Below are 12,871 nucleotides of genomic sequence, written 5' to 3' on the forward strand. Positions count from 1 at the left end.
AATAAGCGTAATAAATTCTCTTATATACACTCTGTAATTGTCGATGGCGTGTTATTTATTTTGTTAATTAACACCTCAAATGACATTACTATTCACTAATTGTAAAAAGGAAAATTTATGGCTTATCCAACAACAAATCTTACTGGGATTATTGGTTTTGCAAAAGCGGCGAATGTTACCGGAGGAACAGGCGGTAAAGTTGTTACGGTAAATTCTCTGGCCGATTTTAAATCAGCCGTGAGCGGTTCCACAAAAACGATTGTGGTGCTGGGCGCATCGCTGAAAACATCTGCGTTGACCAAAGTGGTATTCGGCAGCAATAAAACCATTATCGGTTCTTTCGGTGGTGCCAATGTATTGACCAATATCCACCTGCGCGCAGATGCCAGTTCATCTAACGTTATTTTCCAGAATCTGGTTTTTAAACATGATGTTTCCATCAAGGATAATGACGATATCCAGCTGTATCTGAATTACGGTAAAGGATATTGGGTGGATCACTGCTCATGGCCTGGGCATACGTGGAGTGATAGCGACGGTAGCCTCGATAAGCTGATTTATATCGGTGAGAAGGCGGACTACGTCACGATCAGTAACTGCTTATTCTCAAACCATAAATATGGCTGCATCTTTGGTCATCCGGCAGATGACAATAATAGTGCCTACAATGGCTATCCGCGTTTGACTATCTGCCACAACTATTACGAAAATATTCAGGTTCGCGCACCAGGCCTGATGCGCTACGGTTATTTTCACGTATTTAACAACTACGTCAATAAATTCAATCTGGCCTTTACGGTTGCGCAGAATGCCAATGTTATTTCTGAACGCAACGTATTTGGTACCGGTGCGGAAAATAAAGGGATGGTTGACGATAAAGGCAATGGTTCAACCTTTACGGATAATGGCAGTTCACCGGCGGCTGTGGCAAGTAAATCACCTGCCGCTAAATGGACGGCGTCATCTAACTATTCATACAGTCTGATGACCACGTCAGCGGCGAAATCCTGGGTGGTTTCTAATTCGGGTGCGCAAAATAGCTCCCTGAAATTCCCGTCATAATCATGTAACGTTTATTTTCATTCGTTCCTGAATATACAGTATTGTGAATTGATATTCATTAAATATTGAGTGCGTTACACCATGCCACTCGGCGGAAATAATAATGTCGAGTGGCGTGTTTATTTGAGTTATTTCGTCAAAAATTAAGCGTAATTAAGCGGCGATATCGTTTCTTGGACTGTGGGAAAAATACCACTCGACCGTTTTCTTTATTAACTCTTCCGTCGCATCGACATAATGCTGGGGTGACGTTTTGACTTCCTGCTCCAGAATAAGAGGAAGCTCGGTGCAGCCCAGAATAATTTTCTCGACGCCAGCCTGCAACAGGCGATCTTTTACGGGGGACAGCATGCGATAGGCCCCGGCAATATCACCGGATTTATACGCGTAGATACTTTCCATTACCTGGTGTTGGTCTGCATCATTCGGCGTATAGCAATCAATATTATCGGTCATCAGGTTATCCTGATAAATTCTCGCTTTGACCGTCGCTGTCGTCGCTAACAGGCCGACGCGTGTGGTGTTGGCATGTTTAATCGCCTGACAGGTCACATCAATAATGCTGATCATTTCCGCACGGCACTGCTGTTTTAATTCATTAAACCAATAGTGCGCGGTATTACACGGGATAATGATGCATTCAGCGCCTGCATTTTCGAGAATTTTCATATATTGCAGCATTTTCTCCAGCGGTGATGCGCTGTGCTGAAGGATACATTGTGTTCTGTCAGGGATATCAGGAATAGACACCGCAATCATGGGAATATGGTCTTGATCCCGATACGCTGGCGTGTTTTTGATCAGTTTTTGCATCGCATCGACGGTAGCACCCGGCCCCATACCGCCAAGAATTCCCACGAGACTGTTCATGCTGTTAACCCTGTAGCATTATGAAATTAAAAGAATAATCGCACACTGCCGGGCAATGTGAATTGCTAAATTCCCATCTCCTATGTAGGATTTGCATAACTATTGTCATCCCTATGCTTTTATTGGTTTTAACGGTGTATAGTGGGGAGTATCTTTATTGGCGATGCAGGTCGTTGGCAGAGATAGAACGTTGGCATAGGGAGCGAAAACATGACGCTGCGCGTTTTGAGTGAGGGGTGATGCTGAACAATATCGAAACCAAGTGGCTCTATGATTTTATCGTGCTGGAAGAACACCGGAGTTTTACGCTGGCGGCCGAGAAGCGAAATATCTCTCAATCCTCATTTAGCCGGCGTATTCAGGCGTTGGAAGCGGCGGTTGGGTTTGACATTTTTGACCGTAGCGCGCTGCCGCTGCAGCTCACCGAACAGGGCCGCGTGTTCCACGCCTATATCCGCAATACGCTGGACGATCTGGAATATCAGCTCAACAAGCTGCACGGCGGCGATAATTACAAAAACAAGATCACCATTGCGGCGGCGCATTCGCTGTCGGTCTTCATCATGCCGGAGCTGTTAAAAGACGTGCCGGATCCGCAGGAAAAAATCTTCTATGTGGAATCGATCGATGTGGATGAAGCGGTACTGAATCTCAAAGAAGGGCGCAGCGACTTCATTTTCTCATTCTACAATGAGGATCTGATGGGGGAGCCCTTTATGCACGAGAAGATATTGGAATCCCGGCTGTATCCGGTCTGCGCGTGTGATAGCGCGGGGAAGCCGCTGTTTGATGTAAGCGCCTCATCGGTGCCCTTGCTCAACTATACCGAGACGAGCTACATGGGGCGTCAGGTCAGCCGTTACTTATCCAGCGCCGATAGCGATAAGTTTACGGTCAACTTCGTCTCTTCGATGAGCGACTTGCTCAAACGCATGACGAAAAAGGGTTATGGCATTGCCTGGCTGCCGGACTATTCCATTCAGGAAGAGCTGAGAAATAAAGAGCTGACGATCCTGAGCATGGAAAATGCGGTGATCCGCATGGGGGTTTATCTGTATCGCCTTGATGCGCGGCTGAATGTGGCTTCTGAGAAATTCTGGCGCTACATGAAAGGGCTGTCATCGTCGTCTGGATTATAAACGTCGCGGTAGCGCGATGAGAGATAAAAAAATAGCGGCCCGCAGGCCGCTATGAACACATATTCACTTACCCAGCATTAGCTATTTTGCGTGGCCTGCTGAGGTTCTTTATAGGCGACAACCTCGTCGCCTACCTCTTCCTCATCATCGTGGATGTCTTTTTCCAGACTGGCCACCACGGCGGTAGAGATACTGTTACCGATGACGTTAGTTGCAGTACGGCCCATATCCAGGAACTGGTCGATACCGATAATCAGCAGGATACCGGCTTCTGGTAAGCTGAACATCGGCAGCGTTGCGGCAACTACCACGATGGAAGCACGCGCTACACCGGCCATCCCTTTACTGGTGATCATCAGCGTCAGCAGAATCAGGATTTGCTGGGTAATGCTCAGATCGATGTTGTAAGCCTGTGCGATAAACAGAATCGCAAAGGACTGGTACATCATGGAACCGTCAAGGTTGAACGAATAACCGAGTGGCAGCACAAAGCTGGTGACTTTTTTCGGCACGCCGAATTTGGTCAGCGCTTCCATGGTTTTCGGGTAAGCAGACTCACTGCTCGCCGTGGCGAAAGCCAACATGGTAGGTTCACGAATCAGCTTCGCCAGCGTAACGATGGCTTTGCCCAGGAACAGGTAGCCAACCAGGAACAGAACGCCCCACAATACGGCCAGGCCGAGGTAGAACTCACCGATCAGTTTACCGAAGTCGTAAAGCAGGCCCAGACCTTGCGTGGTAATCGCGGAAGCGATTGCGGCAAACACCGCAATAGGAGCCAGCGCCATCACGTAGTCGGTCACGCGGAACATCACTTTGGTCAGTTCTTCGATCATGGAAATGATCGTGGTCGCATGCTTGTTTTTGCCTTTGACATAAGCCAGAGCAGAACCGAAGAACAGTGAGAACACCAGAATTTGCAGAATTTCATTGTTCGCCATCGCTTCTACGATACTTTTCGGGAAGATATGGCTGATGAAGCTCTTAAGCGTAAACCCGTCCGTGTTCAGACCCGTAGCAACCTGTTGTACAGGAACCGGCAGATTCATGCCTGCGCCGGGTTGGAACAGGTTAGCGAAGACCATACCAATGAGCAGGGAAATGAACGATGCGCTGACAAACCAGATCATCGCTTTCATACCGATACGACCAACGGCAGAAGAATTTCCTCCCATGCTTGCCAGACCGGAAACCAGCGTAGCGAAGACCAGTGGCGCGATGATCATTTTAATCAGGCGCAGGAAGATATCGGTAACCATGTTGAAATAGGATGCAACTTCTTTTGCTCGACCGCCATCAAGATATTGATGGCAGGCCCAGCCGATTAATATCCCCAGGACGATAGCCAAGACTATCTGTACAAGTAACTTCTGCCTTTGCATATAAACCTCATGTTGATGAATTGATTCAGACAACACAATATTATTGCCGTGTGATGGTTGATGCTTTCCCTGAATACACCAAGCCCTCACCCGAATCTGTTATTGGGGTGTTGTGTCTGCCCGCCGATATTACAACGATTCTTGCTTTTTACATTTTTTTTCTGCGGATTGTTATGTAATTGTGATCTTTGTCATGCGAAAAATGCATACCCATGTCGTGTGCAATGATAAATGGGGATGTGATACGCCAATCGGGTAAAACGATTTTTTCTCATTAATTCATTATTAAACAATGGGTTGCTTTTTGTTTTTTGCCGTTATCGCGGGTGGGCTAAGGTGTTGAATTAGTGTTGCTAATGATATGTGGCCATACATCAATAAAACATATGGTGAATTACTTAAAGATTAAGTAAAAATAAAAGAACAATTAACGAAAAGTTTATATACACGCCATTTTATAAGAAAATTATTTTTTTAATTATTTAAATCGTGACTTTTCTTTTGTTTTTAATGGTTGATTTTTGTGTTGTTGATTTAACGTTTAATTATTGCGCTATGTGTTTCTATTTGTAAATTTCTGGGCGTTTAGGGTGTTTAAAATGGTGTTTTTTATTTTTTAAACATATGTTACCGATGATTTGAGACCTCGCTGTTGGTTATTTCAGCGAAACAGATCGAGACTCACTTTATCGCGACACGCTTTTTCCAGATGCTTTTTCATCCGCTCTGCCGCCGTTTCGCGCTCTCCCCGTTGCAGACAATCAAGAATCGCCAGATGCTCTGTAATCTGTTCTAGCCGCTTGGGATTGAAGGTTGGGCTGCTTTGCCGATATTCCACCAGACGCCGTAATTGATTGACCCGTTGAAGGCTATGGTGGGCGAAACGGTTGCCGCTACAGGCGAGTAGCGTTTCATGAAAGTGTGTATTGGCATCGAACATTTCATGGGGGGTGAGCGTCAGGTAACCCCCATTGAGAATGTCTTCCTGCTGCTTACGGCAGGCGTCCAGCGTGTGCTGATCGATATGAAACTGCGGCGACAGCAGGCTGATCGGCTCGACCAGCAGACGGAAGGTAAAACTTTCTTCATAGGCGGCGACGGAATCGATAATCGGCGTGGTTCGCCAGCCCTGGCCAGTGCGAAACTCCAGCCAGCCTTCCTGCTGAATCCGCGTCAGAACGTTACGCAGCACGGAACGGGACACCTGACATTCCCGCATCAGATCCACTTCTGAAAACTGCTCTGGCAACCGGCGCGCGAGACGCATATCGACAATCTTCTGGTAGAGCGGGTCTTCGCTACTGGTGGCTAACTCCGCGACCAGATGACCCAATTCATGGGCCGGACGGTCAAGATAAAACCCCCGATTACGGTGGTAATGCAGCATGCCTTTTTCCGTCAGATACAGCAGCGCGGCCTTGACCGGCGTGCGTGAGGCATTCAGCACCTGCGCCAGCGACGATTCGATCAGATGTGCGCCGGGGGGGAGTTGCTCGCGGCGAATATAGGCGACAATCTGCCTGACAATCCTTGTCTGTAGGGGAGTTAAAGCCATCGCTATCCTGCTATGTCATTTAAGGGTGTTACGGGGGGCGTTATGTTCTGGTCAGCATGATTCGCTTGCCTGCGAAGCATGCTCCGGCTGGGCCGGAGCAATCCTGAGTTACTGGTGATAGAACGGAAACGCGCCGAAGACAATACCACCGACCAGCAGCGACAGGCTGACAAAAATCGCCCATTTGATGGCAAAGCGTTGATGATCGCCGATGTCCACTTTTGCCAGACTGACCAGCAGGTAGAGTGACGGTACCAGCGGGCTGAGCAGGTGGAACGGTTGGCCGACAATCGACGCCCGGGCGATCTCCTCTGGGGTGATACCATAGTTGACCGCCGTCTGTGCGATAACCGGTAAGATTCCGAAATAGAACGCATCGTTGGACATCAAAAAAGTAAACGGCAGGCTAATGAGCGCGGTGAACACCGCAAGATACGGGCCGAAGCTCTCTGGTATCACCTGCAACAGGCTTTTCGCCATGGCATCTACCATTCCCGTGCCGGATAAAATTCCGGTAAAAATCCCAGCGGCGAAAATGAGCGAGGTTACCGCTAACACGTTAGCGGCGTGGGAACCGATCCGCGCCTTTTGCGCTTCCAGCTTGGGGTAGTTGAGCATAACGGCGATGGCGAAGCCGAGCATAAACAGCACCTGAATCGGCAGAAGACCGATTACCAAAAATACCAGAAGCAGGGTGGTCAGAATAAAGTTAGGCCAGAACATCTTAGGGCGGCGATTGGCGTGGCTTTCTTCATCGCTACCGTTACCGAGATTGATCGAGGCATTCTGGAAGTCACTGATATCAATGATCCCCAATCGTTTACGCTCTTGTAGCCCCAAAAACACCGCCACGCCGACCAGCGTAAGGCTGGCTAGAATAATCGCGGGAAGCATGGGGAGGAAAACGTCCAACGCATCAACGCGCAATGCGGCGGCGGCGCGTGCCGTGGGGCCGCCCCAGGGGGAAAGATTCATCACACCGCTGGCGATGTTCACCAGGCAAGTCAACCCCAGCACGCTCATCCCCAGCCGCTGATAGAGCGGCAGAAATGCGGCAATCGCGATCATGTAGGTCGTTGTACTGTCTCCGTCCAGCGCGACCATTAATGTTAATACGGCGGTGCCGACCAACACCTTCAGCGGGTCGCCTTTAACCAGACGGAGAATGAAGCGTACCAGCGGATCGAACAGCCCCGCGTCGATCATGATGCCGAAGTAGAGAATAGAGAACGTCAGCATAACGCCCGTTGGTGCCAGCGTTTTGATGCCGTCCAGCATCATCGCTCCCAGACCCTGATAGAAACCTGCCGCCAGCGCAAACAGCGTAGGGACAAGAATCAGCGCGATAAGCGCAGAAATTCGTTTGGTCATGATCAGGTACATAAAGCAGATGACCATAGAAAAACCGAGAATAGTGAGCACAGTGAATCTCCTGTTTTTTATTATTTTCCGAATAGCTTACTGCCTTTCTTGTCGGCAAATTTAGGGTGCCAAAAGCCGTGCGGTTTTTGCATAACCGCATATAGAAAGGGATAGGAACGGGTTATTTCCCAGCGTCAGAGACGTTCAGAGGAAATACGGATAAAAGGAGGGAATTAGCTTCCGGGGTCGATACGAAGAATAAACGACAGGTAATGATGGCGAGACAAGGTAACGGTAATCGGCAACATAAACGACCTCGATGCGAGCGATAATAATATTCCTTTTATCCCCATCAGCTGACATCTAACCGGTTGTTTGGCATGACGTTAAGCGGCGAATCGTCATGGCTGGTAGGGGGCTCTTTTTGTTAAAAACAAATTAAATCATTGTAAAATGAAACGCAAATTGCGCTAAATTGGAATAAAAAACAATTGAACGGAGAGAGGGACTGCGATGACCAACATAATTTTAAAAGATAAACAGCGGTGTGAAAATTTAATGGCTGCGTAGAAATTTATTATCGATTAACAGAAATTCATCCGCTTTCATTAATAAATATTTACAAGATGAGGTGAGGAATAAAGATATTATCGGAGAGAGGAGTTAAACGTTGTCTAAACCAGCATGTATTTTCTGGACGATATGTATTTTCTCAATCACATGTCTTGTCTGGGCGCTATGTATTTCCTAAGCCGCCACGGCCTGTACTCAATGACCTTTACTTAATGGCTCGTATTCGCGGCGGCTTAGGCAGGGGGATTAGTTGACGTTTTCTGCGGTAGTACGCAGCCGATCTTTCAACTGACTGTATTCCTGCTGTACGTAGTTCTCCGCCGCGTGTTGATCGTCAATCGCCTCCAGCTTAACAGCGCAGTGTTTGTATTCCGGCGTTTTAGAAACCGGATCGAGATGATCCAACGTCAGTTCATTACAGGCACCGATCCACCACTGGTAAGTCATGTAAACGGCACCTTTATTAATGCGCTCGCTGACGGCCACGCGAGAGATAACCTTACCGCGTCGCGACGAGATCCAGGCCAACTGCTGATCGCGGATGCCTAAACGTTCAGCGTCGTATGGGCTAACCTGCACGTAGCCGGGTTCATCCGCCAGCGTTTGTAATGCCGTGCAGTTGCCTGTCATGGAGCGGCAGGAATAGTGGCCGACTTCGCGCACGGTGCACAAGACCAGCGGATAATCCTCATCCACCCGTTCCATCGGCGGTCGCCATTCGGCTGTCATGAGCAGACCTTTCCCGCCGGGACGATCGAAGTGATTACCCGCATACAGCCACGGTGTTCCGGGGCTGTCTTCCGTCGGGCATGGCCAGGGCACATAGCCCAGCCCCGCCATTTTCTCGTAGGTCGCACCGTAATACAGCGGGCAGAGTGCTCGCAGTTCGTCCCAGATTTCCTGCGTGTTGCGATAGTGCATCGGATAGCCGAGCGCCGTAGCCATCAGGCTGATGATTTCCCAGTCGGGTTTCACATCGCCCTGTGGTTCCACTGCTTTATAAAAGCGCTGGAATCCTCGGTCAGCGGCGGTATAAACCCCTTCGTGCTCGCCCCAGGAGGTCGCAGGTAAAATCACATCGGCAATCGCGGCGGTCTTGGTCATGAAGATGTCCTGCACGATCAACAATTCCAGCTCGTTGAAGGCATCACGCAGCATCGACAGGTCTGGCTCGGTTTGCAGCGGATCTTCACCCATTACATAGTTAGCCTTGATTTTTCCTTCCTGTATTTTGTGCGGAAGATCGGTCAGCGAGTAGCCTACTTTATCAGAGAGTTCAGGCACGCCCCAGGCATCGGCAAATTTCGCCAGCACCGCTTTATCTGTGACTTTTTGATAACCGGGGAACATATTGGGCAGCGCGCCCATATCGCAGGCGCCCTGCACATTGTTTTGTCCACGTACCGGCCCTACGCCGACGTTCGGACGCCCCAGATTGCCGGTCAGCAGCGCCAGACCGGACAGCCCTTTGACCACATCCACGCCTTGCCCCCATTGCGTCACGCCCATTCCCCATAGAATGGTGGCGGACGGCGCGGCGGCATAGATCCGCATCGCGTCTCGAATCAATTTCGGCGACAGGCCGGTGATGTCGGCAACATATTCCGGCGTATATTTCGCGACGATTTGGCTGAATTCCTCGAAGCCTTCGGTATGGCGGGCAACGTAAGCCTTATCGTAGTGGCCTTCGTTAATCAGGACGTTGGCGAACGCGTTGACCAACGCCATATTGGAGCCATTTTTCAACGGCAGCCACAGATCGGCGATGCGGGCGGTTTCAATATGGCGGGGATCGCACACGATGATTTTTGCCCCGCGTGCTTTGGCTTTCAGGATCCGGCGCGCCACGATAGGGTGTGAGTCGGCGGCGTTGTAGCCGAAAATCAGGATGCAGTCGGTCTTTTCAATTTCACAGATGGAATTACTCATTGCGCCGTTGCCCAGCGTAACTTGCAATCCGGCGACCGAAGGGCCGTGGCAGAGTCGGGCGCAGCAATCGACGTTATTATTCCCGGTGACTGCCCGGGCGAATTTCTGCATCACGTAATTGGTTTCATTACCGGGGCCGCGTGACGATCCCGTGTGCATAATCGACTCGGCGCCGTACTTCTCTTTAATCGCTTTTAATCGCGAGCTGGCAAAATCGATAGCCTCATCCCAGGATACCGCTTCAAAGGGAGCGCCTTTCTGACGTCGGATCAGCGGCTGTTTTAAACGCGGCGTCAGAATTTTCGTGTCATTAAGAAAATCCCAGCCGTAATAGCCTTTCAGGCACAGTTCACCTTCGTTGGTGACGCCGTTTGCCCCTTCTGCACCAACCACTTTGCCGTTCTCTACCAGCAGGTTAATTTTGCAGCCTGACCCGCAATACGGACAGACGGTAAGCACTTTCTGCATGATTATTCTCCAAAGCCGAGTCTTGGATCGTAAGAACTGCATTCCTATGGCAGGCTGTTGATGCAGTCATTTAACCTTCGATAATCACCGATAAAGAAAATTAATTTACTGATCGTGGTCATGCTCAGGGCGATGACAAACCGGCCTAACGTGTTGAGCGCTGCGACCTTTTTCCATAGGACATTCGTCTGGAAAATAACGTGACTACGTATTCCTCCTCTTTATCCGTTAATGCCTATACTGTTTTTGACGATATTAACTCTACATGCCACCGATTTGGCTGTGGTAGTGACGCCTATCGGCCGTTTAAAACCATGGAGACAGGCATCTCAAGGAAGATAACATATTCTATTCGTTAGCATTTAGTGTGACTTCCCATTTGATGGGTAATGAATCAGGGAATTCCAGAACGTCTGTGAGATCGCGTGGGATAAGGGCGCGAGACAACGGACGGCACCGTCATGAGTAAAAAGTAAATACTTTTCCGACAGAGCGTGCGGGCGGGAAATATTTGTTAACGTCGCGGAGTGCATTATGGAATTTCTAAGAAATATCAGCATAAAAATAATGGTGCTGGTCATAGTGGCTTCCCTGCTAGTGGCGTGGGGAGTGGCATCAGGATTCAGTCTTTATTCGCTTTATCAGGTCACCAATTTGCTTGATAAAAGTGAGACTCAGCGCAAAACGTATTCCCATCTGGTCTATGGAACCGATCAATATTTTCGCGCTGTAACTCGCATGGAAAGAGCGATGTATTATTTGCAGAGTAACGAGCCCGAAAACGCCAAGAAGACGTTGGAAATGGCACAGGTTGCGCTCAAAAATACCAAAGACTCGCTGGAGAAATTCCAGGCAGCAGAGCACGTTGGCGTCGATCAGGCAACGGTTGATGCGATAAAAAAGACGTGGAGCACCCTGATCGCTACTGCGCTCGACCCGATGAATGCGGCGCTACAGCGTAATGATTACGAAGGATTCCGACAGATATTTCGCTCTGTTTATCCGCCGATTAGTCTGACGTTTGGCGAAGACGTTAAACGCTATTCGGACAGCATTACCGCTTCCTCATTGATTCCAACTGTGAATGAACATAATACCCAAAACCGTAATTCGTTAATTGCCGTGATGGTGATTGGCCTCATCGTGTTGATTTTCACTGAATACTATTTGAGGAACTATCTGGTTATTCCTATTTCAGTGCTCAAGTCTCATTTGGCACAGTTGACGGCGGGGCGCTTAGGCTGTGAGCTGGCGGAATTTGGCAGGAACTGTGCAGGCCGGCTGATTCCCGATATCAAGACGTTGCAGAAAAGTTTGCGTGATACGGTAACGGTCATCCGGCAGAGCACGACGGAAATCAATAATGGGACATCGAGTATCAAGAATGGTAACGATGACCTCTCCAGCCGTACGGAGCAGCAGGCGGCGGCATTACAGCAGACGGCTGCCAGTATGGAAGAGATCAGTTCCACGGTACGGCAAACCACCGAGCACGTTCATCAGGCGCGTAAGCTGGCGCAGGACGCGGCCAACATGGCGGAAAAAGGTGGGAATATCAGCACTAATGTGATGACAACGATGGATGGTATTAGCGCCAGTTCCCGACAAATTTCCGATATCACCTCGGTCATTAACAGCATCGCGTTCCAGACCAACATTTTGGCGCTGAACGCGGCGGTTGAAGCGGCGCGTGCGGGAGAGCAAGGGCGGGGTTTTGCTGTGGTGGCGGGGGAAGTTCGCACGCTGGCACAGCGCAGCGCGCAGGCGGCAAAAGAGATTGAATCGCTGATTGCAGAATCCGTATCGCGGGTGGAAAACGGTGCGGGGTTGGTGAAACAATCAGGTGAAGCTATGACGGCAATTATTGCTTCTATTGCGCATGTTAATGAGTTGATTGGCGAAATTTCGGCAGCAACGGATGAGCAAACGCGGGGTATTACGCAGATTAGTCAGGCGGTGCACGAAATGGATAGCGTCACGCAGCAGAATGCGTCGTTGGTGACGCAATCGGCAGAGGCCGCCGCCCGCCTGGATGAACAAACCAGCGAACTTTCCGCCGTAGTTGATGTGTTCGATCTGGATTCTGATTGCGATCCGGCAACGTCTTTCTCCCGCCCGGCGGTCTCTGCCCCTGTTCCTCGCGCGGTTAGGCAGAGCACCACGCCGCTGTTGTCAGCACATAGTCGTAATAGTGGGGGATGGGAAAAATTTTGATTCGACATGGGAGAAACGTGTGACAGAACGTGCACATGTGGGGTGACGTGAAAACGAGATAAGCCATGAGGCTGGCGACGGCCGGGCGGAAAGGCGTCCGTCGGGTTTTGTTAGTCTCTGGTTATTGTCTGAATACCACGGTGGCTTAATGCGAGTGGCAGTCGGCCCAAAGTCGTGGTGAAACGCGTTAACTGTGATGCAGGTAATGCCTTGGATTACAGAGGAAAAAGGGCATTTTTCTCTGTAAATCTGACTGTGGTAGTGTAAAGAAATGCCATATTGAGACGAAAGTCTCTAGCGTAAGAGTGGTTTTTATT

8 protein-coding genes are annotated in these 12,871 nt (G+C 49.5%); 3 read left to right on the forward strand and 5 right to left on the reverse strand.

Annotated features, from left to right (window positions below; translation table 11 throughout):
- The first annotated feature begins 117 nt into the window (after positions 1–117).
- Positions 118–1,062, forward strand: coding sequence for a pectate lyase family protein (locus tag WCT94_RS16270; protein WP_336870390.1), 945 nt, complete (start codon positions 118–120; stop codon positions 1,060–1,062).
- A 153-nt stretch (positions 1,063–1,215) separates the two neighbouring features.
- On the opposite strand, the gene WCT94_RS16275 is transcribed toward WCT94_RS16270, so the two are convergent.
- A complete protein-coding gene (locus tag WCT94_RS16275) occupies positions 1,216–1,932 on the reverse strand; it encodes an aspartate/glutamate racemase family protein (protein ID WP_336870391.1) in 717 nt (238 codons plus the stop codon).
- A gap of 239 nt (positions 1,933–2,171) precedes the next feature.
- Between WCT94_RS16275 and hypT the strand changes: the two genes are divergently transcribed.
- Positions 2,172–3,071 (forward strand): hypochlorite stress DNA-binding transcriptional regulator HypT, encoded by a 900-nt coding sequence (gene hypT / locus WCT94_RS16280; protein WP_336870392.1) that lies wholly within the window; start codon positions 2,172–2,174, stop codon positions 3,069–3,071.
- Positions 3,072–3,148: 77 nt separating this feature from the next.
- Here the strand turns inward: hypT and WCT94_RS16285 are convergent, their stop codons facing one another.
- From WCT94_RS16285 to fdhF, 4 genes are all read right to left on the reverse strand, one after another.
- Entirely contained in the window at positions 3,149–4,453 is a 1,305-nt protein-coding gene (locus WCT94_RS16285; RefSeq protein WP_336870393.1) for a dicarboxylate/amino acid:cation symporter, read from the reverse strand.
- A 661-nt stretch (positions 4,454–5,114) separates the two neighbouring features.
- Positions 5,115–6,008 (reverse strand): GntR family transcriptional regulator, encoded by an 894-nt coding sequence (locus WCT94_RS16290; protein ID WP_336870394.1) that lies wholly within the window; start codon positions 6,006–6,008, stop codon positions 5,115–5,117.
- Positions 6,009–6,116: 108 nt separating this feature from the next.
- Positions 6,117–7,430: a CitMHS family transporter gene (locus WCT94_RS16295; protein ID WP_336870395.1), complete on the reverse strand. Its 1,314-nt coding sequence runs from the start codon at positions 7,428–7,430 to the stop codon at positions 6,117–6,119.
- A gap of 759 nt (positions 7,431–8,189) precedes the next feature.
- Complete coding sequence (gene fdhF / locus WCT94_RS16300; protein ID WP_336870396.1) at positions 8,190–10,340, reverse strand: formate dehydrogenase subunit alpha; 2,151 nt, start codon at positions 10,338–10,340, stop codon at positions 8,190–8,192.
- Positions 10,341–10,874: 534 nt separating this feature from the next.
- Here fdhF and WCT94_RS16305 point away from each other — a divergent pair.
- On the forward strand, positions 10,875–12,554 hold the full coding sequence (locus WCT94_RS16305) for a methyl-accepting chemotaxis protein (RefSeq protein ID WP_336870397.1): 1,680 nt from the start codon (positions 10,875–10,877) through the stop codon (positions 12,552–12,554).
- The last annotated feature ends 317 nt before the right edge of the window (positions 12,555–12,871 follow it).

This window comes from Pectobacterium sp. 1950-15, assembly GCF_037136835.1.
In the GTDB taxonomy this organism is placed as follows: Bacteria; Pseudomonadota; Gammaproteobacteria; order Enterobacterales; family Enterobacteriaceae; genus Pectobacterium.